The sequence below is a fragment of the Sulfitobacter dubius genome (assembly GCF_027214245.1).
Classification (GTDB): Bacteria; Pseudomonadota; Alphaproteobacteria; order Rhodobacterales; family Rhodobacteraceae; genus Sulfitobacter; species Sulfitobacter dubius_A.
Genome location: NZ_JAPWHM010000001.1, coordinates 739280 through 761588, shown reverse-complemented (window position 1 = coordinate 761588; position 22309 = coordinate 739280). Strand labels below are relative to the sequence as shown.

Annotated in this window: 29 protein-coding genes; 21 read left to right on the top strand and 8 right to left on the bottom strand. The window is 61.4% G+C overall.

Annotation, left to right across the window (positions count from 1 at the left end):
* Positions 1–46 precede the first annotated feature (46 nt).
* From O4H31_RS03775 to O4H31_RS03765, 3 genes are all read right to left on the bottom strand, one after another.
* Positions 47–271 (bottom strand): F0F1 ATP synthase subunit C, encoded by a 225-nt coding sequence (locus O4H31_RS03775; protein ID WP_007118046.1) that lies wholly within the window; start codon positions 269–271, stop codon positions 47–49.
* A 64-nt stretch (positions 272–335) separates the two neighbouring features.
* A complete protein-coding gene (locus O4H31_RS03770) occupies positions 336–1097 on the bottom strand; it encodes a F0F1 ATP synthase subunit A (RefSeq protein WP_067627201.1) in 762 nt (253 codons plus the stop codon).
* A 1-nt stretch (position 1098) separates the two neighbouring features.
* Positions 1099–1449 carry an AtpZ/AtpI family protein gene (locus O4H31_RS03765; protein ID WP_243265862.1) on the bottom strand — a complete coding sequence of 117 codons (351 nt, stop codon included), beginning with the start codon at positions 1447–1449 and terminating at the stop codon, positions 1099–1101.
* A 240-nt stretch (positions 1450–1689) separates the two neighbouring features.
* On the opposite strand from O4H31_RS03765, the gene O4H31_RS03760 reads away from it, so the two are divergent.
* The gene (locus tag O4H31_RS03760) at positions 1690–2046 is read left to right on the top strand and encodes an ArsR/SmtB family transcription factor (protein ID WP_269342931.1); all 357 of its coding nucleotides are present in this window, start codon (positions 1690–1692) and stop codon (positions 2044–2046) included.
* Between the two features lie 194 nt (positions 2047–2240).
* Here the strand turns inward: O4H31_RS03760 and O4H31_RS03755 are convergent, their stop codons facing one another.
* Both O4H31_RS03755 and O4H31_RS03750 read right to left on the bottom strand, forming a co-directional pair.
* Entirely contained in the window at positions 2241–3167 is a 927-nt protein-coding gene (locus tag O4H31_RS03755; RefSeq protein ID WP_269342929.1) for a DMT family transporter, read from the bottom strand.
* A complete protein-coding gene (locus O4H31_RS03750; protein WP_269342927.1) occupies positions 3155–4042 on the bottom strand; it encodes a LysR family transcriptional regulator in 888 nt (295 codons plus the stop codon). The genes O4H31_RS03755 and O4H31_RS03750 overlap by 13 nt, the downstream gene beginning before the upstream one ends.
* 126 nt (positions 4043–4168) lie before the next feature.
* Here O4H31_RS03750 and O4H31_RS03745 point away from each other — a divergent pair, with 126 nt between their 5' ends.
* The 12 genes from O4H31_RS03745 (at position 4169) to rpmE (ending at position 11290) form a co-directional block, all read left to right on the top strand.
* Complete coding sequence (locus tag O4H31_RS03745; protein WP_269342924.1) at positions 4169–4753, top strand: FMN-dependent NADH-azoreductase; 585 nt, start codon at positions 4169–4171, stop codon at positions 4751–4753.
* A 267-nt stretch (positions 4754–5020) separates the two neighbouring features.
* Positions 5021–6532: a signal recognition particle protein gene (ffh, locus tag O4H31_RS03740; protein ID WP_269342922.1), complete on the top strand. Its 1512-nt coding sequence runs from the start codon at positions 5021–5023 to the stop codon at positions 6530–6532.
* Positions 6529–6837, top strand: a complete 309-nt coding sequence (locus O4H31_RS03735) for a chorismate mutase (protein ID WP_269342920.1) — start codon at positions 6529–6531, stop codon at positions 6835–6837. Before ffh ends, O4H31_RS03735 begins: the two co-directional genes overlap by 4 nt.
* Before the next feature lie 48 nt (positions 6838–6885).
* Entirely contained in the window at positions 6886–7272 is a 387-nt protein-coding gene (rpsP, locus tag O4H31_RS03730; RefSeq protein ID WP_093927307.1) for a 30S ribosomal protein S16, read from the top strand.
* A gap of 16 nt (positions 7273–7288) precedes the next feature.
* Positions 7289–7918 carry a 5,6-dimethylbenzimidazole synthase gene (gene bluB, locus O4H31_RS03725; protein ID WP_269342917.1) on the top strand — a complete coding sequence of 210 codons (630 nt, stop codon included), beginning with the start codon at positions 7289–7291 and terminating at the stop codon, positions 7916–7918.
* Positions 7918–8067 carry a hypothetical protein gene (locus O4H31_RS03720; RefSeq protein WP_007118058.1) on the top strand — a complete coding sequence of 50 codons (150 nt, stop codon included), beginning with the start codon at positions 7918–7920 and terminating at the stop codon, positions 8065–8067. The genes bluB and O4H31_RS03720 overlap by 1 nt, the downstream gene beginning before the upstream one ends.
* On the top strand, positions 8064–8591 hold the full coding sequence (gene rimM / locus O4H31_RS03715; protein ID WP_269342914.1) for a ribosome maturation factor RimM: 528 nt from the start codon (positions 8064–8066) through the stop codon (positions 8589–8591). The genes O4H31_RS03720 and rimM overlap by 4 nt, the downstream gene beginning before the upstream one ends.
* A 15-nt stretch (positions 8592–8606) precedes the next feature.
* A complete protein-coding gene (locus O4H31_RS03710; protein WP_269342912.1) occupies positions 8607–9398 on the top strand; it encodes a sulfotransferase in 792 nt (263 codons plus the stop codon).
* Entirely contained in the window at positions 9395–10183 is a 789-nt protein-coding gene (gene trmD, locus O4H31_RS03705; RefSeq protein WP_269342910.1) for a tRNA (guanosine(37)-N1)-methyltransferase TrmD, read from the top strand. Before O4H31_RS03710 ends, trmD begins: the two co-directional genes overlap by 4 nt.
* 68 nt (positions 10184–10251) lie before the next feature.
* Positions 10252–10413: a DUF1328 family protein gene (locus O4H31_RS03700; protein WP_082849512.1), complete on the top strand. Its 162-nt coding sequence runs from the start codon at positions 10252–10254 to the stop codon at positions 10411–10413.
* 266 nt (positions 10414–10679) lie between these two features.
* Positions 10680–11057, top strand: coding sequence for a 50S ribosomal protein L19 (gene rplS, locus O4H31_RS03695; protein WP_093927311.1), 378 nt, complete (start codon positions 10680–10682; stop codon positions 11055–11057).
* A gap of 11 nt (positions 11058–11068) precedes the next feature.
* A complete protein-coding gene (gene rpmE, locus O4H31_RS03690; RefSeq protein ID WP_067262252.1) occupies positions 11069–11290 on the top strand; it encodes a 50S ribosomal protein L31 in 222 nt (73 codons plus the stop codon).
* Positions 11291–11468: 178 nt separating this feature from the next.
* Here rpmE and O4H31_RS03685 read toward each other — a convergent pair whose 3' ends face one another.
* Entirely contained in the window at positions 11469–12152 is a 684-nt protein-coding gene (locus O4H31_RS03685; protein WP_269342902.1) for a hypothetical protein, read from the bottom strand.
* Positions 12153–12386: 234 nt separating this feature from the next.
* Here O4H31_RS03685 and O4H31_RS03680 point away from each other — a divergent pair, with 234 nt between their 5' ends.
* A complete protein-coding gene (locus O4H31_RS03680; RefSeq protein ID WP_269342900.1) occupies positions 12387–13196 on the top strand; it encodes a division plane positioning ATPase MipZ in 810 nt (269 codons plus the stop codon).
* A 2-nt stretch (positions 13197–13198) separates the two neighbouring features.
* Here the strand turns inward: O4H31_RS03680 and O4H31_RS03675 are convergent, their stop codons facing one another.
* Both O4H31_RS03675 and O4H31_RS03670 read right to left on the bottom strand, forming a co-directional pair.
* Positions 13199–14083, bottom strand: a complete 885-nt coding sequence (locus O4H31_RS03675) for a DMT family transporter (RefSeq protein ID WP_269342898.1) — start codon at positions 14081–14083, stop codon at positions 13199–13201.
* A gap of 26 nt (positions 14084–14109) precedes the next feature.
* The gene (locus O4H31_RS03670) at positions 14110–14559 is read right to left on the bottom strand and encodes a MarR family winged helix-turn-helix transcriptional regulator (RefSeq protein WP_132443766.1); all 450 of its coding nucleotides are present in this window, start codon (positions 14557–14559) and stop codon (positions 14110–14112) included.
* Between the two features lie 66 nt (positions 14560–14625).
* Between O4H31_RS03670 and hmgA the strand changes: the two genes are divergently transcribed.
* From hmgA to O4H31_RS03635, 7 genes are all read left to right on the top strand, one after another.
* The gene (gene hmgA / locus O4H31_RS03665) at positions 14626–15987 is read left to right on the top strand and encodes a homogentisate 1,2-dioxygenase (RefSeq protein ID WP_419723581.1); all 1362 of its coding nucleotides are present in this window, start codon (positions 14626–14628) and stop codon (positions 15985–15987) included.
* 27 nt (positions 15988–16014) lie between these two features.
* On the top strand, positions 16015–17268 hold the full coding sequence (fahA, locus tag O4H31_RS03660; protein ID WP_269342896.1) for a fumarylacetoacetase: 1254 nt from the start codon (positions 16015–16017) through the stop codon (positions 17266–17268).
* A gap of 46 nt (positions 17269–17314) precedes the next feature.
* Positions 17315–18265 carry an MBL fold metallo-hydrolase gene (locus O4H31_RS03655; protein ID WP_269342893.1) on the top strand — a complete coding sequence of 317 codons (951 nt, stop codon included), beginning with the start codon at positions 17315–17317 and terminating at the stop codon, positions 18263–18265.
* Positions 18265–18519: a hypothetical protein gene (locus O4H31_RS03650; protein ID WP_093927319.1), complete on the top strand. Its 255-nt coding sequence runs from the start codon at positions 18265–18267 to the stop codon at positions 18517–18519. Before O4H31_RS03655 ends, O4H31_RS03650 begins: the two co-directional genes overlap by 1 nt.
* A 10-nt stretch (positions 18520–18529) precedes the next feature.
* Complete coding sequence (locus O4H31_RS03645; RefSeq protein ID WP_269342890.1) at positions 18530–20149, top strand: FAD-dependent oxidoreductase; 1620 nt, start codon at positions 18530–18532, stop codon at positions 20147–20149.
* Positions 20146–20334 (top strand): DUF2783 domain-containing protein, encoded by a 189-nt coding sequence (locus O4H31_RS03640; protein WP_067623468.1) that lies wholly within the window; start codon positions 20146–20148, stop codon positions 20332–20334. Before O4H31_RS03645 ends, O4H31_RS03640 begins: the two co-directional genes overlap by 4 nt.
* A gap of 235 nt (positions 20335–20569) precedes the next feature.
* Positions 20570–22249, top strand: a complete 1680-nt coding sequence (locus O4H31_RS03635; protein ID WP_269342887.1) for an ABC transporter substrate-binding protein — start codon at positions 20570–20572, stop codon at positions 22247–22249.
* The last annotated feature ends 60 nt before the right edge of the window (positions 22250–22309 follow it).

Here is a 22309-nt window from a genome sequence, read left to right as displayed (position 1 = left end):
CGGCGATGCGCGCCTGCCCGCTCGTAAGGATTACAGTTCCGAGAGCTTAGACAGCGAACATCAGCAGCAGAGCGACGAGGAACGAGAAGATCCCCAGAGCTTCTGCAAACGCGATGCCGATGAACAGGGTCGCTGTCTGGCTTGCGGCTGCCGATGGGTTGCGCAGTGCGCCGGACAGGAAGTTGGCGGCAACGTTGCCGACACCCAGGGCTGCGATGCCCGTGCCGAGACCTGCGATGCCTGCGCCGATATGTGCGAGTTGACCTTCCATTGGGGTATCTCCTTACGATTGGAAGTTAAAACTTTGACGGGAAGCCCCGCCGTTGTTGGGGTTGTTAGTGTGCGGGGTGCAGCGCATCCTTGAGGTACACGCATGTCAGAATGGTAAAGACATAGGCCTGGATAAAGGCCACCAGCACTTCGAGACCGTACATCGCGGTAATCGCGAGCACCGACACCGGAGAGATCACTGCGATGGCAGCGAAACCGGCGAAAACTTTGATAACCGCGTGGCCCGCCATAACGTTACCAGCCAAACGAATGGAGTGGCTAACAGGGCGCACGAAGTAGCTGATCAATTCGATGATCGCCAGCACCGGGCGCAGCGCCAGAGGGGCCGAGGAAACCCAGAAGAGGCTCAGGAAAGCTGCGCCATTTTTGACGAAGCCCACGACGGTCACGGTGATGAACACCGCCAGCGCCAGCACCACGGTCACCGAGAAATGCGCGGTGGGGGTAAAGGCTGTTGGGATCAGTCCAAGGAAGTTCGCCATGACGATGAACATGAAAAGGGTCATGATATAGGGGAAGAACTTCAGCCCTTCTTTGCCGCAGATGTCCTCGACCATCTTGTGGATGAAGCCGTAAGCCAGTTCGGCAACCGATTGCATCCGGCCCGGAACGACCGAGCGGCGCGCGCTGCCTAGAACGAGCATCGCGAAAGTGGCCAGAACCGCCAGCGCCATCCAGAAGGTCGCGTTGGTGATGGTGTACCAAGCAACGGAAGCATCATCGCTAAAGAGCGGCGATACGATGAACTGGTCCATCGGGTGGAATTCCAGACCGCCTGTTTCAGCGCCGTTTGTCTCTGTTGCCATCTCAGGCTCCCTCGTCCTTGCCCGAATGGGGCGTATCCTGTTCGGCCGGTTCGGCCTGTTGTTTGTCCTGGATTTCCTCAGCGGTGCGGAGCATCGTCTTTACCCCCGCCGCAAGGCCCAGCATTACAAATAGCACCATGAAGATGGGCAGCGTGCCAAAGAGCACATCAAGCCCGTATCCGATGCCGAAACCGATCCCAAGACCGGCCACAAGTTCGATCACCATCCGCCATGCCATATTGGCCTGAGAATAATGCTCATCCGCTCGAGGCTTGGGTGCGCCGCGTTGTTTCGCAGCTGCCAGTTTGGCCTCAAGCTGCTCCATCTGCTGCCGTTGGTCCGGGCTGGTCACACCAAAATCCCCTTAGGAATATCTGCTGCGGTGCTACTGTCAGGGCGGGTTAGAGTCAACCGCGATAGACAACGCGACATATAGAGCAAATTCAATGCCTTAAATGGACAGGCCCCGCGCAAGACTTGCAATGCGGCGCTGAAATGCCAGCAAAACTGCGCCCCAGCCTTATTCAACTCAATGGTTAAGTTACGCACAATGCCCGCTTCCCCCCTTCCATAGCCCGCGCTATGCAGGCTCATGACCCAAGACTTAGATCAGGTGTTTGCTGCCCTTGCCGACCCCACGCGTCGTGCCATCCTCGCCATGTTGCTGGAGGATGACATGGCCGTGACGGATGTGGCCGAGCCATTTGAGATGTCGCTTGCCGCGATCTCAAAACACTTGGGCGTGCTGACGGCAGCAGGGCTGATCAGTCAGGAAAAGCGGGGGCGGGTGAAATGGTGCAAACTGGAACCGGATGCTTTGCGGAATGCGTCGGTTTGGATGCAGGGGTTCGGGCAGTTTGAGCCAGTGAACCTTGATGCCTTCGAACGATTTTTGGAAATCGAACTGCCTGAGACTGCGGAAGGCGTGGCGCGCTCAGGGTCTGAGTAGAGAGAGTGATCCCCCCTTGCCACGAGGTAAATAAGACAAGGGGAGGATCAATCGACGGTCAGATGACGCCGAATGCAAAACGCAAAATAGCCAATACCACTACGATCAACCCGATCAGGTAAATAATACTACGCATGGTTGTGTCCTTCACTTTGATTTCACGCCCCAACGCGGGATCACGCGCTCCGGTTCCATCAAATCTGCATCTTTTTGAATTTTTGTGATTTTTCCGCGCTGTCGTCGCGCAGCAGCAGGTATAGCGCCAGAATGGTCAGTAGAACGCCACCCCAGACCATTCCACCCGGCAGGGCATTGCCAAAGCCCAATTCCCATAGGATCACCCAGCTTGGTGTAAGATAGGTATAGGCCATCACTTTCGCCGAGGGCAGGCGCAGCGCTGCGAATTGCAACAGAACCACCGTGGCCGCCGTGGCAAAGACCGCAACGTATAGGATCGTGATCCAGACCAAGGGGCGAAGCGCACCCCAATCCGTCGCGCGGATATCTTGCCAACCGTAGAGCCCCAGCAGCACTGTCCCCGCCAACAGCGTGCCAAAGGTGAACATCACCGCGCTTTCGCCCCGGTTCAGCCGCCGCACCATCGGCGTATAAAGCGCGTGGCTGATGCAACCGACGAAATAGATCGCCTCCCCCCGGCCAATGTCGAACGCCAACAGCGCCGCGAGGTCGCCGCGAAAGATCACCCAAAGAGCCCCGGCCCCACCGATCGCCAATGCCAGCGCCATGCGCGGCGTCATGATCTGCCGCATCAAAGCCCATGCAAAGCCCGCCGCCATGACCGGGACAAGGGTAAATACAGCCGCCGCAGCCACCGGGGGCGCCGTCTTGAGCCCTTCGAACATTAGCACGAAATAAAGTGTAAAGAGCCCAGCCAACACGAAATAGCGCCAAGGTGCTGCAAAGCCTGCCCGGTTGATATCGCCCCGCCCCCACGCCAGTGCGCCAACCAATACCGTGGCCAAGGCGAACCGAACGGCATTGAGAGCCGTCGGGGTGATCTCATTCGCCACCTGCGCCCCAAGCGAGAATGACCCCGCCACCAGCGCCGAAAAACAAAGCATCGCCAGATGCCCCTGCGCCGAAGCGCTTATTCGGGACATGTGACCGCATCCTCGGCATGTTCCTTCAGGAACCGCAGCACCGCCTGCACCTTGCTGGTCCGGTGCAGATCAACATGGGTGACCAACCACAGGGCACTGCTCCAATCCGGGCGCGGGGCATGAATCTCGACCAACTGCGGATCATTGCGACCCATGGCGGCGGGCAGCCCACCGATCCCTGCCCCGGCCCGCAGCGCCGCCTCCATCGCCGCGCCGCTGGTGCTGCGCCACGTCACGCTTTCCTCTGGCACCGTGGCCCATAGCCACTTGTGATAGGGCGCGCGGCTGTCGCGGTTATCAGCAGCGATGAAGCGGTGTTTGTGGTAGTCCTCCGGCCCCTGCGGAATGCCGAATTGCGCCACATAATCCCGGCTCGCATAAGCCCCGACCGCCAGTTGCGCATAGGGCTGCACCACATTGTCCGGCTGGTCCGGCGCGGCCCCGGCGCGGATTGCGACATGCGCCTCGCCATACTCCAGCCGGAACAGGCGATCTCCGATCAGGTAACGCACGACCAACTCAGGGTTCTGGCGCTGGAACTCAGTCAACAATGGCGCCAGTTGCGGGGCAAGGAAATCAAGCGATGTGATCACCAATTCGCCAGACACATCACTGCCGCGCCCCTTGATCCGCCCGGCCAATTGGCTGAACTGATCGTCCGTGGCCCGCGCCACCCGCAGCAGATCCTCGCCCGCCTCGGTCGCCGTGTAGCCGCTGGCGTGGCGCTGAAACAGCTTAACCCCCAGCCGCCCTTCCAGCGCGTCGATATGACGGATCACCGTCGCATGGTGGACTCCCAGTACCTCGGCCGCGCCGCTTACCGTGCCGAGCTGCGCAACCTGATAGGCCGTCCTGATCTCATCCCAATTGTCCATTCACTCACCCTGCCTTCCCGACTTGTGCATTTACGAACATGGTCACGCTCATTCTGGCAGTTGCGTTCGTGAGCGCAATGGTCAATTCCATGTCATCAGATTTACCTTGGAACAAGGACCAGCATCATGGCCACTCTGCGCATCGAAACTTCCGTGAACCGCGAAAACTCTGTCACCCGCAAGCTGACAGACCGCATCATTTCCACTCTCGGCGACAGTGACGTGGTGACCCGCGACATCGCCACCGAACCGCTGCCGCTGATCGATTCCACATGGGCCAGCGCCCGTGTAAAGCCCGCCGAAGAGCGCACAGCGCTGGATCAAGAAGCCCTCGCCCTGTCAGACGAACTGGTCGCCGAAGTGCAGGCCGCCGATACCATCGTCATCAGCGCGCCGATTTATAACTTCACCATCCCCGCCTCGCTAAAAGCGTGGATCGACCTGATCGCCCGCGTCGGCGTGACCTTTAACTACACCGCAGAAGGCCCCATTGGCCTGCTGGAGAACAAGCGCGTCATCGTCGCCTTCGCCTCTGGCGGGACGGGCATCGATTCCGCCGCCGATTTCGCCAGCGGCTATCTGCGCTTCGTGCTGGGTTTCTTGGGCATCACCGATGTGACCTTTGTCGCAGCAGACCAGTTGGCCATTGACGCCGAAGGCACCATCGCCCGTGCCAACGCCCAGATCGACGCGCTGCGCGACGCGGCCTAAGCCGGTTCCATCCAAAGACTTTGCCGCGCCCCCTCACCCGGGGCGCGGTTTGCGTTTGGCAGCCTTCTGTCGCCTCTTCCACGCGGCTTGACTCACGCCGCGCCAGCGCGTAAACGCCCCTCAATCTCCGGAAGCATTGCCTTCCGGTCCCGGCATGGCGTCGGGATCGCCCCCAGTCAGCGCGTTGCGCCCACTGGGGCATTTGTGCATTTTCGCGCGCGTCCTTAAGTAGGGACAAGTGCAACCGACCCGAAAGGCCCTGTGCCCATGTTTGAAAATCTCAGCGAACGGCTCTCTGGTGTCTTTGACCGCCTGACCAAACAAGGCGCGCTCAGCGACGAAGATGTCAAAACCGCCCTGCGCGAAGTGCGCGTCGCCCTGCTGGAGGCTGACGTTTCGCTGCCCGTGGCGCGTGATTTTGTTAAAGCAGTGCAGGACAAGGCGACCGGCCAAGCGGTGACGAAATCGGTCACGCCCGGCCAGCAGGTTGTGAAGATCGTCCATGACGCGCTGATCGACACGCTGAAAGGCGAAGGCGAACCCGGCGCGCTGAAGATTGACAGCCCGCCCGCCCCGATCCTGATGGTTGGCCTACAGGGTGGCGGTAAGACGACCACCACCGCGAAACTCGCCAAGCGCTTGAAAGAGCGTGACGGCAAGCGCGTGCTGATGGCCTCGCTCGACGTGAACCGCCCTGCGGCGATGGAACAGCTGGCGATTCTCGGCGTGCAGATCGGTGTCGACACGCTGCCTATCGTCAAAGGTGAGACCCCGGTGCAGATCGCCAAACGCGCCAAGACGCAGGCGGGTTTGGGCGGCTATGACGTCTATATGCTCGACACCGCGGGCCGTCTGTCCATCGACGAAGAGTTGATGCAGCAGGTCAAAGCCGTGCGCGACGTGGCCAATCCACGTGAAACATTGCTGGTGGTCGACGGTCTGACCGGCCAAGACGCTGTGCACACCGCAGAGAACTTTGACGAGCGTATCGGCATCACCGGTGTCGTGCTGACCCGGATGGACGGCGATGGCCGTGGCGGTGCGGCGCTGTCCATGCGTGCCGTTACGGGCAAGCCGATCAAATTCGTCGGTCTCGGCGAAAAGATGGACGCGCTCGAAACCTTCGAGCCTGAGCGCATCGCGGGCCGCATCCTTGGCATGGGCGACATCGTCGCGCTGGTCGAAAAGGCGCAGGAAACCATCGAGGCCGAGCAGGCCGAAAAGATGATGAAGCGCATGGCGAAGGGTCAGTTCAATATGAACGACCTGAAGATGCAGCTTGAACAGATGATCAAGATGGGCGGCATGCAGGGCATGATGGGTATGATGCCCGGCATGGGGAAAATGGCGAAACAGGTCGAAGAGGCCGGGTTTGACGACAAGATCCTCAAGCAACAGATCGCCCTAATCCAGTCAATGACCAAGAAAGAGCGCGCTAACCCGGCCCTGCTGCAAGCCAGCCGCAAGAAACGCATTGCCCGCGGTGCCGGCATGGAGGTCTCCGACCTCAACAAGCTGATGAAGATGCACCGCCAGATGTCCGACATGATGAAAAAGATGGGCAAAATGGGCAAAGGCGGCATGCTCAAGCAGGCCATGAAAGGCATGATGGGCAAGGGCGGTATGCCCGGCGGCATGGACCCCTCCCAGATGGATCCCAAAGCGCTGGAAGCAGCGGCCAAGCAGATGGGCGGCAAGCTGCCCGGCGGTCTGGGCGGCATGGGCGGCGGCGGCATGGGCCTGCCCGGCGGCCTCAGCGGTTTCGGGAAAAAGAAATGACCGACACCACCACAGATACCGCCAGCCGCGCCGCCGAGCTGCTGAAAGAGCACCGCGCCTCGATCGACCGGCTCGACGCGATCCTCGTCTATACGCTGGGCGAGCGTTTCAAACACACACAGGCCGTGGGGAAACTCAAGGCCACACACGACCTTCCCCCGTCCGATCCAGCCCGCGAAGCGGCCCAGATCGCACGGCTCGAAGATTTGGCGAAAGAGGCCGACCTCGACCCCGAATTCGCCAAGAAGTTCCTGAACTTCATCATCGCTGAAGTCATTCAGCACCACAAAAGCCACCAATCGTAAGACAGGGCGCAGCCCCTTCTTGCTTACCAACTCAAAGGACTACTCATCATGGCTATGAAAATTCGTCTCGCCCGCGGCGGCTCCAAAAAGCGCCCCTTCTACCGTATCGTTGCTGCTGACAGCCGCATGCCGCGCGATGGCCGCTTCATCGAGAAGCTGGGCACATACAACCCGCTGCTGCCCAAAGACAGCGAAGACCGCGTGAAAATGGACGTTGAAAAGATCGAAGCATGGATCGCCAAGGGCGCCCAGCCGACCGAGCGCGTTGTCCGCATGCTGGAAGCCGCTGGCGTTCGCGAAAAGACCGAGCGTAACAACCCCAAGAAGGGCACACCGGGCAAGAAAGCCCAAGAGCGCGTGCAGGAAAAGGCCGACAAAGCCGCTGCCGCTGCCGAAGCTGCCAACGCACCTGCCGAAGAAGCTTCCGCAGAATAAGCCGCGAGCGCCCGGCATGGATGCATTCTCTGAAGACTTCCGTGCCGGGCTGCACGACCTGATGCGATGGCGGCGCGACGTGCGCCGCTTTCGCACAGACCCGCTGGACGAGGCGCTGGTGCAAACCTGCCTCGACAGCTTTACCCTCGCCCCTTCTGTGGGCCTGTCGGAACCGTGGCGGATCATCCGCGTAACATCCGACACCGCGCGCCAAGCCGCGCTTGAGAATTTCGAAACAGCCAATGCCCGCGCCCTTGCCGGATATGACGGCGAGAAGGCCGCGCTTTATGCCGGGCTTAAGCTTTCAGGCATGAGCGATGCGCCGGAGCAATTGGCGATCTACTGCGATGACAGCACCGACAAGGGCAGCGGCCTTGGCGCCGGAACCATGCCAGAAATGCGCCGCTATTCCGTGGTGGGTGCGATCAACTATCTATGGCTCACCGCCCGCGCCCATGGCCTTGGGCTGGGCTGGGTTTCCGTGCTTGACCCTGCGCGGCTGAACCGTAATCTTGCCGTTCCAAAGGACTGGTCGCTGGTGGCCTATCTTTGCATGGGCTGGCCCGAAGACAACAGCCTGAAGCCGGAACTGGAAACCAAGGGCTGGGAGACCCGCGCCCCAAGCCTGAAGATCGAGACCCGTTGATGAGAAAACTACTGTTCCTTCTGGCCGTGCTGGTGCTCGGCTTTGTCCTTGGCATCCGCTATGACCGGCAGTTAATGCAGGACGAATGCAAAACCGGTGCCGGGGAATGGACCGGGACGATCTGTGTCAATTCGGAGTTGTTGCAATGAGTGACCAAGACCTGATCTGCGTCGGTGCCATCGCCGGTGCCTACGGCGTGCGCGGCGAAGTCCGCGTGAAAAGCTATTGCGCGGCACCAGAGGATATCGAGACCTACCGCCCGCTTTACACCGAAGACAGCAGCCGGACCTTCAACCTTGCCCTATTGCATCAGGTCAAAAACGGTTTCGCCGCTCGAATTGCCGAAATCACGACGAAAGAAGAGGCCGATGAGATGCGCGGCCTGTCGCTGTTCGCGGCTCGGGATCAACTGCCAAGCCTGCCGGATGATGAATTCTACCACGCCGATCTGATCGGGCTTGAGGTCTATGATACTGGCGGCACACTGCTGGGGCGGGTGAAGACGGTGCAGAACCACGGTGCCGATGATCTGTTGGAGTTGCAACTGGCGGGCACCTCTGCCACGACATTCCTGCCCTTCACCAAAGCCGCCGTGCCGACTGTCGATCTCGCCTCAGGCCGTATCGTCGCCGACCCGCCCCTGGGCGTGTTGCCGGATGGTACGGATGGCTGAGACCGGAGCCGGATGATGCCCCGCCGGATCATCCTGCACCCCGGCTTTCACAAGACCGGGACCAGTTCCCTTCAGGCCACCCTCCGCGCCAACCGCACCGCCTTGAAACCCCATATCGCGCTGCGCTTGCGCTGGCATATGAAAGACCTGCTGCACGCCACGCGCGGCTATTCCACATGGCGCGATCCGCTCACGCTGTTGAAAGCCGAACATCGGTTCGAGACCCTGCTCGACGGCCTGCCCCAGATGCCGCGCCGCACGCTGATCCTCTCGGCTGAGGAACTGGCAGGCCACCTGCCGGGCCGGAGCGATCTGGCCGATTACAGCGCCGCACCCGAGTTGCTGGAGATCTTCATCCGCAGCCTGCGCCAGCGTTTTCCCCAAGCCGAGATTATAGTCTACCTCTCCACCCGAACCCCGGCGGAGTGGATCGCCTCGGCCTATTGGGAGCATGTCAAAGCCTCGTCGATGACGCTCGACCTTGCTGGCTTTACTGCCCGCTATGCCCCTTCGTCGGACTTGGACGCGATGGTTCAAGAGATCACCCATCGCCTACCCTGCTCGGTACACCAGACACGGCTGGAGGATTGTCGCGATCTGCCGCTCGGGCCAGCGACTCCCCTCCTCGACCTATGTGAGTTACCGCAAGACCTTTTGAAGCAGTTAACTCTGCCACCGCCCGCAAACCAGCGATTGCCTGCGGATCTTTTGCAGGCTCTGCTTGACGCCAACCGCCAACACGCCGATGACCCCGAGGCGCGCCGCCGCGCCAAGACCGCCCTATTGCAACAGGCAGGAACCGCATGAAACCCACCCGCTCCCACGGACGCCAAAGCGCACGCCCCAGTCTGAAACCTCGTGCCCTGATGCAAGATACGCCCGATTACGCTGATGTCTGGCAGGCGCGGATCGTGACGTTGTTTCCCGATCTCTTCCCCGGCGTGTTGGGGGCCAGCCTGACCGGAAAGGCGCTGCACGAAGGCCGCTGGCAGTTGCACACCCACGACCTGCGCGACTTTGGCATCGGCAAACACCGCAATGTCGACGATACCCCCGCTGGCGGCGGGGCGGGCATGGTGATGCGCGCTGATGTGGTTGGCCCGGCCTTGGCGCGTGCGCAAAGCCACGCCCATGGGCGCTGGCCGATCCTTTATATGTCACCGCGCGGGCGACGGTTCGATCAGGCAATGGCGCGCGATTTGGCAAGCTGCGCAGGGGTGACGATGCTCTGCGGGCGGTTTGAAGGAGTCGATGAACGGGTGATCGAACATTTCGGCATCACTGAGGTGAGCTTGGGCGATTTCGTCATGACGGGTGGCGAGCTGGCCGCCCAGGCGATGATCGACGCCACCGTGCGCCTTTTGCCTGGCGTTTTGGGCAATGCCGAGAGCATCGAAGAAGAAAGCCATGCCTCGGGACTGCTGGAACACCCGCAATACACCCGCCCCGCCGAATGGGAGGGGCGCGAGATTCCCCCCGTTCTGATGTCTGGCAACCATGGCGAGATCGCCGAATGGCGGCAGGCGCAGGCCGAAGACTTGACCCGCAAACGCCGCCCCGACATGTGGGCCGCGTTTGAGGGCAAAGATTAACCGCGCAGCCCCCAGGGAACCCGCCCCCGCGCGGCGCGTTGATCCCCCATATTGGAGGGAGAAACCAAATGCTTGAACTTATTCTCATTCTGCTGATCGTCGCTGCTGTGGCGGCTCTCTTGGGTTTTGGCCGCGTGTCGGGGGCTGCGATGACCGGGGCAAAAGTGCTGATCGGCATCGTGTTGGTGCTTTTCCTGCTCGTTGTTTTGGGCGTGATTGCGCTGGCCTGACGCGCTGAGCTACAAAACTGGGGATCAAGGCGGCGAGAGCCCCCTTGATCCTTTAACGATTGCCCCCTATACCCCGCGCATCCGGAATCGCTTTGGCGGCTCCGGTGCTTTGCGTTACGGCGCAAGCGAATAAAGCAATGACGACGATACCTCCGGCGGGGGCCCTTGTGATCAAGATTGATCCCGGCGCTGCCCGATAGAACCCGAAGCTCTGGGTCGCGACATAATTTCGTGGAATACCGCGAACATCATAGGAGATAGGTCAGATGAACCTGATCGCAGAGATCGAGGCGGAACAAGTCGCCGAACTGGGGAAAGAGATCCCCGACTTCCGTGCTGGTGACACCATTCGTGTTGGCTTTAAAGTCACCGAAGGCACCCGCACCCGTGTGCAGAACTACGAAGGCGTCTGCATTTCGCGCAAGAACGGCCACGGCATCGCCGGGTCTTTCACCGTGCGTAAAATTTCCTTTGGCGAAGGCGTGGAACGTGTATTCCCGCTGCATTCGACCAATATCGACAGCATCACCGTTGTGCGCCGTGGCCGCGTTCGTCGCGCCAAGCTGTACTACCTGCGCAGCCGTCGCGGCAAATCCGCACGGATCGTCGAAAACGCTCACTACAAGCCCCGCGCGAACGCATAAAGGACTGGTCGATGAAAACCGATACACATCCCGAATACCACATCATCAACGTCAAAATGACCGACGGCACTGTTGTGGAAATGAAATCGACATGGGGCAAAGAAGGCGACCAGCTGTCGCTTGACATCGACCCTTCCGTGCACCCCGCGTGGACCGGCGGCACTGGCCGCATCATGGACACCGGCGGCCGCGTGTCGAAGTTCAAGAACAAATATGCAGGTCTGGGCTTCTAAGCCTACCCTACATTGCGAATGCAAAGGCGCGGCCCCTATGGGTCGCGCCTTTTGCGTTTGCGGGTGATGGGGCCGGGACCGGGCGTATTTGGCAGGCGGTGCGGCGGTATTTTTAAAAGGATGAAATGAGGGAGGGCTGCGCGTCGGTGGAGAACGGCGCGCAGATAGGCTGCCGGGGTTAGAGGCGGCGCTCTTGGAGGGCGGCTTGGGCGCCGTAGCCGTGCAGGTGCGAAAGCACCGCACCGTAGGCGATCAGCAGGTAGGCGAGCAGTTCGGTGCCTTCTTGGACGGTGGTTTTGACTTGGGGATCATAGGCGGCACCCATAACGGCCTCCCACAAAGCACCGGTGCCGAAGGTCCGCGAGAAAAAGAGCAGCAGAACCACGCCGATATAGACAAAGGTGGCAGAGCGGGTTTGTAGATGGTGCAGCATCGGCAGGAGCGTCGTGCCGCGGTTGCGCCAAGCGATGAAGCTGCCCACGGCCAGTGTCACGAGAGCGGGGTAAATCCAGAAGCCGTGCTGGATACGGTCGAGCGCGGCGTCATATTCGCGCAGGAACATGCAGGCGAAGAGCGTGGCCACCAGCGTGAGATACCCCCGCATGCCCACATGTTTGTAAGCGCCCAGCATGAAGATGGCGGCCGCAATGGCGAGGAAGGTATTGTGCAGATGTTCTGTCAGCGAGTCTTCGGAGACGCCATCGCCCAGAACGGCTGTATCAAGGTAGACCGTGACCGGCACCAGAGCCACCAGCAGGCAGACAAGCGCGAATTCCGCGATCACTGCGCCCAAAGACGGCAGCACGCCGCGCGCGGTCGTCGGTTTTGAACTGCTGGCTGTGCCGGGGTTGTGATCTGCCATAAGGGGGCCTTGATTGAACGGTTGCTTGGACCGCCAGTCAGGGCGGTAAGGCGCGGTGTTACACTGCGCCTTAGATAGTGAAAATAGGGCAAATCCCTCTGTTGTCCAAACGCGGCAGCGCTGCCACGGTCGGGCTGAACAAGCCGCCTCGCCACTTTCCAAAGGCGTGAACCCTACATATAGTGCGGCTCAACAATATCCTGCTTTGAAGGGCAGGCGCGAAGGGACAGCAGTATGGCGCATATAATCGTCGTCGGTAACGAAAAAGGCGGCGCGGGCAAATCGACCGTTTCCATGCATGTGGCGACGGCCTTGGCGCGACTTGGCCATAAGGTCAGCGGGCTGGACCTCGACCTGCGGCAGCGGACCTTTGGCCGCTATATCGAGAACCGCCGTAATTTCATACGCGAGTCCGGTCTGACGCTTGCCAGTCCGACGCTTTGCGAATTGCCGGATGTGGAGGCCAGCAGCCTGCGCCCCGGCGAGAACATGTATGACCACCGCATCAGCGCGGCGGTGGCGGAGTTAGAGCCGGACAATGATTTCATTCTGATCGACTGTCCCGGCTCTCATACCCGGTTGAGCCAGGTCGCGCATTCGCTGGCGGACACGCTGATCACCCCGCTTAACGACAGTTTCATCGACTTTGACCTCTTGGCCCATATCGATGCCAATGGGGAAAAAATCACCGGGCCGTCGGTCTATTCCGAGATGGTTTGGAATGCGCGGCAGCTGCGTGCGCAGGCCGGGCTTTCGGCGATTGACTGGGTTGTGGTACGCAATCGTCTGGGTGCGCAGCGGATGGTGAACAAAGAAAAGATGGAGCGGGCGATTGCCAATCTCAGCAAGCGGATCGGCTTTCGCACTGCACCGGGGTTCAATGAGCGGGTGATCTTTCGGGAGCTTTTTCCGCGCGGACTGACGCTGCTGGACCTCAAAGATATCGGGGTGAAACAGCTCAATATCTCCAACATCGCTGCGCGTCAGGAACTGCGCGAATTGATCAAGGCATTGGACCTGCCGGGCGTTTCCCCCGACTTTTGAGGTTAGTGATGAGGCAGCGGCGGCACGACACGGCGACGGCGTGACAAGGCAATGAGGTTCGACAGGAACAGCGCTCCCACGACGATGCCGCCGCCGATCAGCGCGTAGACACCCGGGTCTTCGCCCAGCACCGCCCAGACTAGCAGCGGGGCGAGCACGGATTCCAACAGGACCAGCAGACCGACTTCGGCGCTTGAGATATAGCGTGGCCCAAGCGCGATGAGCCCCGCGCTGGCGGCCATAAAGACCGCGTAGAGCAGCATCTGCGGCAGTTCTGCGGCGGGCATTTGCAGGGGCTGCGCCACGGGCAGCAGCACCGCGCCGGCCAGCAGATAGGCCAGCGCGACCGCCGGCACCATCGACACCGCGCGCGCGTGGCGCGCCGCGGTCAACGCCCCGGCAAAGATCGCCGAGATCGACAGCGCCAGCAGGTCCCCCGCGTGCGAGGCATTTTCGGTCTCGCCCGAGCCAAAGGCAATCACGGCAAGCCCGGCCAGCACCGCCGCGATGGTAAAGAACATGCGTCGGCTGATCGGCTCGCCCAGAAAAACCTTGCTGTAGATCGCCGCGAAGACCGGCAGTGAGGCGAGGATGAAGACCACATTCGCCACCGAAGTCAGGCGCACCGCCAGCACAAATCCGACCCCGGCGCAGGCCACGCCGCCGACGTAAATCGCGCTGGCCCACCCCGCGCGGCGCAGGGCGCGGAAGGGCGCGGTGCCTTGGGCCAGTAGCAACCCTGTGCCAATCGCCAATCCCACGAGGGTCACTTTCCAGAACGCCAGCGTCAGCATCGGCGCGTCGATGACGCGCACGAAAAGCGCTTCGGGAACGATGCACATCACCCCAAGAAAGGTGAGCAGGAGGCCTTTGGTCTGATCGGTCATGCGCCATCGGTGGCGATTTCCGCAGCCTAAGTAAAGCCCCCCTGCGCCACATCCGAAAGCTTGAGCAGCGCCCGCCGCAGCACCGCCGCCTCGGCGGGGTCGAGCGTGTCCATGAGCGCGGCATTATAGCGCTGCGCCACCGCGCGCAGATCGTCATAGGCCGCTTGGCCCTGCCGGGTCAGCGACAGATGCTCTACCCGGCGATCCCCATCGTCGCGGGTGCGGGTGACAAAGCGCCGCTCCGTCAGGCGGTGCACGGCGCGGCTGATCTTGGTCTTATGCATCCGCGCGCGCTGGCCGATCTCACTCGCCGTGAGTTGCCCGTAGAGCCCGAGGTGGAACAGCACCCGCCATTCGGTGCGCAGCATCCCATAGCGGCTTTTGTAGATCTGCTGAAACTCAAGCGAAGAGGCCTCTGCCGCTTGGTTCAACAGGTAGGGCAGAAAATACTGAAGCTGAAAGTCGTCGTCCGCCATGCTACACCGCTTGTTAGTTACAAATCCAACTATTACAGTCGCAACAGATTCTGCAAGGGGGCACAGATGACCAGCCATTCAAAGCCAACGACGATGACCAGCGCGGCGTCCACCTTGGGCACGCATCCGGGTTATATGCCCGGTTTTGGCAATGATTTTGAGACGGAGGCCCTGCCCGGCGCGCTGCCGCAGGGCATGAACTCTCCGCAGAAATGCAACTACGGGCTCTATGGCGAACAGCTCTCAGGCACCGCTTTTACCGCGCCGTCTCATCAGAACGAGCGCACGTGGTGCTACCGCATCCGGCCTTCGGTCAAACACTCGTCGCGCTACACGCGGATCGATCTGCCCTATTGGAAGTCCGCGCCGCATCAGCCGCAGGATGTCACCAGCCTTGGCCAATACCGCTGGGATCCGGTCCCGCATTCCGACGCGCCGCTGACATGGCTCACCGGCATGCGCACCATGACCACGGCGGGGGATGTGAACACGCAGATCGGCATGGCGAGCCATATCTATCTGGTCACCGATAGTATGGTGGACAGTTACTTCTACTCCGCCGACAGCGAGTTGCTGATCGTCCCGCAGGAAGGCACACTGCGCTTTTGCACCGAGTTGGGCGTCATGGACATCGCCCCGCAAGAGATCGCCATCATCCCGCGCGGGCTGGTCTACCGTGTCGAAGTGATTGACGGTCCGGCGCGGGGGTTTGTTTGCGAGAACTACGGCCAGAAGTTCCACCTGCCCGGGCGCGGCCCGATTGGTGCCAACTGCATGGCGAACCCACGCGATTTCAAGACCCCCGTGGCAGCGTTTGAAGACCGCGAGGCGCCCTCGACCGTGACGATCAAATGGTGCGGCCAGTTCCATGAAACCAAGATCGGGCATTCGCCGCTCGACGTGGTGGCGTGGCATGGCAACTACGCCCCGGTGAAATACGACCTGAACACCTATTGCCCCGTGGGCGCGGTGCTGTTTGACCATCCCGACCCGTCGATCTTTACCGTGCTGACCGCGCCCTCGGGCGTGGAGGGGACGGCCAATATCGACTTCGTGCTTTTCCGCGACCGCTGGATGGTGGCCGAAGATACCTTCCGCCCGCCGTGGTACCACAAGAACATCATGTCTGAGCTGATGGGCAATATTCACGGTCAGTATGACGCCAAACCCAAGGGCTTTATCCCCGGCGGGATGTCTCTGCACAACATGATGCTGCCGCATGGGCCGGATCGGAACGCCTTTGAGGGCGCGTCGAACGCTGACCTGCAGCCCCATAAGCTCGACAACACGATGTCCTTCATGTTCGAGACTCGCTTCCCGCAGCACCTGACCGAATTCGCCGCCAAGGAAGCGCCCTTGCAGGATGACTACATCGACTGCTGGGAGAGCTTAGAAAAGAAATTCGACGGCACGCCGGGCAAGAAATAAGCCCGCCTGCCCCCTGAAAGGACCGACATGACCCTGATGACCTCTTGGGTGGAAAGCGCCAACAGCGCTGATACCGATTTCCCCCTCAACAACCTGCCTTATGGCGTTTTCACGACCAACCGGCTGGAAGCGCGCTGTGGCGTGGCGATTGGCGATCAGATCCTCGACATGGCCGCTTTGGAGGAAGAGGGGCTGATCACCCTCGCCGAAGAACCGGTGTTCGATGTGCCCTATTGGAACGATGTGATGGACCTTGGCCCTGCGGCATGGGCGTCGTTGCGTGCGCGGCTGGTGGAGCTGCTCAGCGCCGATGCCCCGGATCAGGCCGCCGTCGCACCGCATCTGGTGCCGATGGACGAAGCGCGGCTCCACATGCCGATGATGGTCTCGGAATATACGGATTTCTACGCAGGTAAGCATCACGCGACCAATGTCGGCACGATGTTTCGCGGGGCGGAGAATGCCCTGCCGCCGAACTGGCTGCACATTCCCATTGGCTACAATGGCCGCGCTTCTACCGTCGTCGTTTCGGGGACCGACATCACACGGCCCAATGGCCAGTTGAAAGCCCCCGACGCCGAGATGCCCCATTTCGGTCCCTGCCAGAAACTCGACATTGAGTTGGAGATGGGCGCGATCGTCGGCACCTCGACCGAGATGAGCCAGCCCATCACCATCGACCAAGCAGACGAGATGATCTTTGGCTACGTCCTGCTCAACGACTGGTCAGCGCGGGACATTCAGGCGTGGGAATACCAACCCCTCGGCCCCTTTCAGGCCAAGGCATTTGCCACATCGATCTCACCTTGGATCGTGACCCGCGACGCGCTTGAGCCGTTCCGCACCTCGGCACCTGAGCGCGAGAAGGACCTCCTGCCCTACCTGCGCGAAACCAAACCCGGCCTCTATGACATTGACCTTTCGGTGATGCTCCAGCCCGAGGGGGGCGCAGCCGAAGAAATCGCCCGCACCAATTACCGCGAGATGTATTACTCCGCCGCGCAGCAGTTGACGCATCACGCCTCTTCAGGCTGCGCGATGAACGCGGGCGATCTGCTCGGGTCCGGCACCATCTCCGGCCCTGAAAAATCACAGCGCGGGTCGCTGTTGGAACTGTCATGGGGCGGCAAGGAGCCGATCACCCTCGCAGACGGCAGTAGCCGCAGCTTTGTCGAAGACGGCGACACGCTAACCCTTACCGGCCACGCGCAGGGCGACGGCTTCCGCGTGGGTTTCGGCTGTTGCACCGGCAAAATCCGCCCGGCAATCGACTTTTCCTGAACAGGCCGCGCAACCGCGCAGGCGAACCAAGACAGAAGGACATCACATGGCCAAGCCATTCGCATCCCAAGGCGACATGACCGAAAAGGAAATCTCCTTCACCGAGGTGGGCGTGGGACTTTACGCCTTCACCGCCGAGGGCGATCCAAACTCTGGCGTCATCATCGGCGACGACAGCGTGATGATCATCGAAGCGCAGGCCACCCCGCGCTTGGCGAATAAGGTGATCGAATGTGTGCGCTCGGTCACCGACAAACCGATCAGCCATGTGGTGCTGACCCACTACCACGCCGTGCGCGTGTTGGGGGCCTCGGCCTTTGGCGCGCAGCAGATCATCATGTCCGAAAAGGCCCGCGCCATGGTTGCTGAACGCGGCCAAGAAGATTGGGACAGCGAGTTTGAACGCTTCCCGCGTCTGTTTGAAGGCCATGAAAGCATCCCGGGCCTGACATGGCCCACCACCACCTTCAACGGGCGGATGAGCGTCTATCTGGGCAAACGCCGGGTCGACATTATGCAACTGGGTCGCGCCCATACGGCAGGGGATGCGGTGATCTATGTGCCCGATCAGAACGTCATGTTCACGGGTGACATCGTCGAATACCACTCCGCCTGCTACTGCGGCGACGGGCATTTCCACGACTGGCCCGGCACGCTGGAACGCATACGCGCCTTTGACCTCGACGCCATCGCGCCGGGTCGCGGCGACGCGCTGGTTGGCCGCGAAATGGTCAATGCAGCGATTGACAGCACCGCTGACTTCGTGCGCTCCACCTACCGTCCGGCGGCCCGCGTGGCCCTGCGCGGCGGCACCTTGAAAGAGGCATGGGACGCCGTGCGCGCCGAATGCGACCCTAAGTTCGGCGACTATGCAATCTATGAGCACTGCCTGCCCTTCAACGTCGCCCGCGCCTATGACGAGGCGCTCGACATCGACACGCCGCGCATCTGGACGGCTAAGCGCGACAAAGAGATGTGGGAGGCGCTGTCGGACTGATGCCGCTGCCCGCGCTTCTTACTGCCCTGATCATACTGGCGCTGGCGCTCTGGTTCTATCTGGTCTTTGCACTGGTGATGGATCACCGCCGCCAAGCTGCGCGCCGGAGCGGGCAGCCCTACGCCGGGCTGCGTGATACCGCACAGGTTTGGTCAAAGATGCTGCGCGCGCCAGAGCACCGCAAGTCGCGCCGACGGGTGACGCTGACAACGCTGGCCTTGCTTGTCCTGCTGCTTTTGCGCGCTCTTGTCTGAGGAAACCGCCATGGCCTATGCCTACACCCCCTTTCCCTACAGCCCCCCGCCCGGCCTGACCGAGCCCGAGCCACGGCACCCGGTGGTGATCGTGGGCGCCGGCCCCATTGGGCTGGCCATGGCGGTGGACTTGGCCCTGCGCGGGGTCAAATCGGTCGTGCTGGATGACAACAATGTCGTCTCGCTCGGCTCTCGCGCGATTTGCTGGGCGAAACGGACGTTGGAGATTTTCGACAGGCTGGGCATCGGCGAGCGGATGCTGGAGAAAGGCGTAACATGGAAAGTGGGCCGCCAGTTTCACGGCGAGAAGGAGGTCTATAACTTCGATCTGCTGCCCGAGCCGGGGCATAAATACCCGGCCTTCGTGAACCTCCAGCAATACTATGTCGAAGAGTACCTTGTTGAACGCGCACAAGATTTCCCCGACCTGATCGACCTGCGGTTTCTCAACAAGGTGACCGATCACAAAGGCCACGCCGATCACGTTGAACTGACTGTTGAGACGCCGGACGGCCCGTATCAGCTGAAAACCGACTGGTACATCGCCTGCGATGGCGCAGGCTCCGCCACCCGCAAACGCATGAACCTGCCTTTCGAGGGCCAAACATTCGACGAACATTTCCTGATCGCAGACGTAGAGATGGAAACCTCCCCCTTTGGCGACCATGACACGCCCGAGCGTTGGTTCTGGTTCGCCCCGCCCTTTCACAACGGCCAATCCGCCCTGCTGCACAAACAGCCCGACAACATCTACCGCATCGACTTGCAACTGGGGCCAGAGACCGACCCGAAGGCCGAGGCGACCGAAGAGAAAGTCTTGCCCCGCCTGAAGCAGATGCTGGGCGATGCGCCTTTCCGACTGGATTGGATGAGCGTCTATAAGTTCCGCTGCGCGCGGCTGGAGAGGTTCGTGCAGGGCCGCGTCGTCTTTGTCGGCGACAGCGCCCATGTGGTCAGCCCCTTCGGGGCGCGGGGCGGCAATGGCGGGGTGCAAGATGTCGACAACCTCGGCTGGAAGCTCGCTGCTGTCGTGCAGGGCGACGCGCCCACCACCCTGATCGAGAGCTATGACATCGAACGCGGGCATGGCGCGGATGAGAACATGCGCAACTCCGCCCGCGCGACGAATTTCATGACCCCCAAATCGCCCATCGAAACCCTGTTTCGCAATGAGGTGCTGACCCTCGCCGCGCGTCATCCTTTCGCCCGCAAACTGATTAACTCAGGCCGCCTCTCACAACCCTGCACGCTGGCCCATAGCCCGCTGCAAACTGGAGGCGACGCCCCCCTGCGCCCCGGCAGCGCGCTGATCGACGCGCCGCTGACGGGGCCTGCAGGGGATTGCTGGCTGCTGGGCGAAGTTCAGGGCCAGTTCATCCTGCTCGCCGTGGGCGAGATCACCGCCCCCGACCTCCCCGGCCTTGCCCGGATCGGTATCGATCAATCGCAGGAGGCCTACCCCTGTTTTCAGGGCAAGGACGGCCACGCGCAGCGGCGCTATGGCAGCGGGTTCCTTTATCTGCTGCGCCCCGATGGCCATGTCTGTGCCGTCTTTGACCAGCCCGACAGGGCCGCGATCGCCCGTGCCTTTGACCGCGCTTTGGACTGCGCGAAAGGAGCCGCCGCATGATCCTTCAAGACAACCTCGGCACCGAGGGCGACACCGTCTATGCTGCGCTCATGGCCGCTCACGAAGGGCTGAGCGAGGCGGAAAGCCACGCCCTGAACGCGCGATTGGTGCTGATGCTGGCCAATGAGGTCGGCGACCCCGCCCGGCTTGAGACGCTTTTCAAAGCGGCGCGTGATCTGGCCTAAACCGCCATTTTAGAAGTGATATTTCCCGGCAACCCCGCTTGCCGGGACGGTTTCCTGCGCTAGCTTTCTGCTCAACTTCCCGCGACAGGCTTGACGCAACGCGCCTGATCGGCAGACTAAACACCCCGCGCCCACCTCAAGAGGCGACAAAAGCAGGTCAACTGCATCACCTACCCCACCCTTAAAGTGGGGATCCGCGATGGCCCCGGCCAGCGCACCAACAGAGAGGAAAATCATGGAATTTTTGACACGCACCGGAAAACCGCTGCCGCAATCCGTGCTGACATCAGCCGAGAACGCCAAGAAAGACCCCGTCAACAGACGCGAGTTTCTGGCGATTGCAAGCGCCTTCGGGGCCACGTCCGCCACAGCTTACGGGATGCTTGGCATGGCCGCGCCCGCGCGTGCGGCGGCCCATGCCAACCTCAAGGAAGGCGGCACCGTGCGGATGCAGATGGAGGTGCGTGCCCTGAAAGACCCGCGCACCTATGACTGGTCGCAAATTGCCAACTTCAGCCGCGGCTGGTTGGAATACCTCGCCATCTGGGAAAACGACGGCACCTTCACCCCCGGCTTACTGGAAAGCTGGGAGATCAGCGACGACGCTACCGAATACACGCTGAACGTTCGCAAGGGCGTGACATGGAACGACGGCACCGCCTTCACCGCGCAGGACGTGGCACGCAACATCGAAGGCTGGTGCGATAAATCGCTCGAAGGCAACTCCATGGCGGGCCGTTTCGCCACGCTGGTGGACGAAGAAACCGGCAAGGCCATCGAAGGCGCGATCGAGGTGGTGGACGACCACACCGTCAAGCTCACGCTGCCCAAATCCGACATCACGCTGATCCCCGGCATGGCCGACTACCCCGCCGCGATCACGCCCGAGGGTTTCGACCCCGACACCATGTTGGACAACCCCAAGGGCACCGGCCCCTACCTGCCCGAATCGCTCGAAGTGGGCGTGAAAAGCGTGTTGGTGAAGAACCCCGACCACACATGGTGGGGCACTGAAGTCTTTGGCGGGCCCTACATCGACCGTTTGGAATACATCGACTACGGCACCGACCCTTCCGCATGGATCGCCGCTGCCGAGGCCGAAGAGGTCGACGCTTTCTACTCCATGGAAGGCGAATACATCGACGTGATGAGCACGCTCGACGGTTGGGTCGAGAACGAGATCGCCACCGCGGCGACCATCGTGATCCGCCCCAACCAACTGGCCGAAATCGACGGCATGAAGCCTTACGAAGACAAGCGTGTGCGCAACGCGCTGCAACTGGCGGTCGACAACGCCGTGCTGCTGGAACTGGGCTATGCCGGCCGTGGGATTGTGGCCGAAAACCACCACGTCGGCCCGATGCACCCTGAATATGCAGAGGTCGAACCGCCCAAGACCGATCCCGAAGCCGCCCGCGCGCTGATGGAAGAAGCCGGGATGGCGGACTATGAGCATGAGCTCTTCTCGATCGACGATGCATGGCGCAAGGACACGACCGATGCCGTGGCCGCGCAGCTGCGTGACGCGGGCATCAAGGTCAAACGCACCATCCTGCCCGGCTCGACCTTCTGGAACGACTGGGTGAAATATCCCTTCTCCTCCACCAACTGGAACGCGCGGCCTCTGGGCGTGCAGATCTGGGCGCTGGCCTACCGCTCGGGCGAGGCGTGGAACGAGTTTGGCTATGCCAACCCCGAGTTCGACGCCCTGCTATCTGAGGCGCTGGCCACAGCCGATGTCGAAGCCCGTCGCGAGATCATGGCGAAGGGTGAGAAGATGCTGCAAGACGATGGCGTCACGATCCAGCCTTACTGGCGCTCGCTCTATAACCACACCCGCGAAGGGTTGGTCGGCGCCGCGCACCACATCGGGTTTGAATACCACCCGGCGCGGATGGCATGGGCAGAAGAGTGATCTGCCACTAGGTAGAAACGCGAAAGGGCCGCAGCGATGCGGCCCTTTTTCTTTGCGCGG

Bases quoted from the DNA above. Each gene is read 5' to 3' on its own strand.
- O4H31_RS03745 (WP_269342924.1), top strand. From the start codon at position 4,169: ATGGCCACTCTGCGCATCGAAACTTCCGTGAACCGCGAAAACTCTGTC.
- fahA (WP_269342896.1), top strand. From the start codon at position 16,015: ATGACCCTGATGACCTCTTGGGTGGAAAGCGCCAACAGCGCTGATACC.
- hmgA (WP_419723581.1), top strand. From the start codon at position 14,626: ATGACCAGCCATTCAAAGCCAACGACGATGACCAGCGCGGCGTCCACC.
- O4H31_RS03720 (WP_007118058.1), top strand. From the start codon at position 7,918: ATGAGAAAACTACTGTTCCTTCTGGCCGTGCTGGTGCTCGGCTTTGTC.
- O4H31_RS03710 (WP_269342912.1), top strand. From the start codon at position 8,607: ATGCCCCGCCGGATCATCCTGCACCCCGGCTTTCACAAGACCGGGACC.
- O4H31_RS03680 (WP_269342900.1), top strand. From the start codon at position 12,387: ATGGCGCATATAATCGTCGTCGGTAACGAAAAAGGCGGCGCGGGCAAA.
- O4H31_RS03685 (WP_269342902.1), bottom strand. From the start codon at position 12,152: ATGGCAGATCACAACCCCGGCACAGCCAGCAGTTCAAAACCGACGACC.
- O4H31_RS03700 (WP_082849512.1), top strand. From the start codon at position 10,252: ATGCTTGAACTTATTCTCATTCTGCTGATCGTCGCTGCTGTGGCGGCT.
- bluB (WP_269342917.1), top strand. From the start codon at position 7,289: ATGGATGCATTCTCTGAAGACTTCCGTGCCGGGCTGCACGACCTGATG.
- rpsP (WP_093927307.1), top strand. From the start codon at position 6,886: ATGGCTATGAAAATTCGTCTCGCCCGCGGCGGCTCCAAAAAGCGCCCC.
- rplS (WP_093927311.1), top strand. From the start codon at position 10,680: ATGAACCTGATCGCAGAGATCGAGGCGGAACAAGTCGCCGAACTGGGG.
- rimM (WP_269342914.1), top strand. From the start codon at position 8,064: ATGAGTGACCAAGACCTGATCTGCGTCGGTGCCATCGCCGGTGCCTAC.
- O4H31_RS03670 (WP_132443766.1), bottom strand. From the start codon at position 14,559: ATGGCGGACGACGACTTTCAGCTTCAGTATTTTCTGCCCTACCTGTTG.
- O4H31_RS03750 (WP_269342927.1), bottom strand. From the start codon at position 4,042: ATGGACAATTGGGATGAGATCAGGACGGCCTATCAGGTTGCGCAGCTC.
- O4H31_RS03770 (WP_067627201.1), bottom strand. From the start codon at position 1,097: ATGGCAACAGAGACAAACGGCGCTGAAACAGGCGGTCTGGAATTCCAC.
- ffh (WP_269342922.1), top strand. From the start codon at position 5,021: ATGTTTGAAAATCTCAGCGAACGGCTCTCTGGTGTCTTTGACCGCCTG.
- trmD (WP_269342910.1), top strand. From the start codon at position 9,395: ATGAAACCCACCCGCTCCCACGGACGCCAAAGCGCACGCCCCAGTCTG.
- O4H31_RS03635 (WP_269342887.1), top strand. From the start codon at position 20,570: ATGGAATTTTTGACACGCACCGGAAAACCGCTGCCGCAATCCGTGCTG.
- O4H31_RS03755 (WP_269342929.1), bottom strand. From the start codon at position 3,167: ATGTCCCGAATAAGCGCTTCGGCGCAGGGGCATCTGGCGATGCTTTGT.
- O4H31_RS03760 (WP_269342931.1), top strand. From the start codon at position 1,690: ATGACCCAAGACTTAGATCAGGTGTTTGCTGCCCTTGCCGACCCCACG.
- O4H31_RS03775 (WP_007118046.1), bottom strand. From the start codon at position 271: ATGGAAGGTCAACTCGCACATATCGGCGCAGGCATCGCAGGTCTCGGC.
- O4H31_RS03650 (WP_093927319.1), top strand. From the start codon at position 18,265: ATGCCGCTGCCCGCGCTTCTTACTGCCCTGATCATACTGGCGCTGGCG.
- O4H31_RS03675 (WP_269342898.1), bottom strand. From the start codon at position 14,083: ATGACCGATCAGACCAAAGGCCTCCTGCTCACCTTTCTTGGGGTGATG.
- O4H31_RS03735 (WP_269342920.1), top strand. From the start codon at position 6,529: ATGACCGACACCACCACAGATACCGCCAGCCGCGCCGCCGAGCTGCTG.
- O4H31_RS03640 (WP_067623468.1), top strand. From the start codon at position 20,146: ATGATCCTTCAAGACAACCTCGGCACCGAGGGCGACACCGTCTATGCT.
- O4H31_RS03655 (WP_269342893.1), top strand. From the start codon at position 17,315: ATGGCCAAGCCATTCGCATCCCAAGGCGACATGACCGAAAAGGAAATC.
- O4H31_RS03645 (WP_269342890.1), top strand. From the start codon at position 18,530: ATGGCCTATGCCTACACCCCCTTTCCCTACAGCCCCCCGCCCGGCCTG.
- rpmE (WP_067262252.1), top strand. From the start codon at position 11,069: ATGAAAACCGATACACATCCCGAATACCACATCATCAACGTCAAAATG.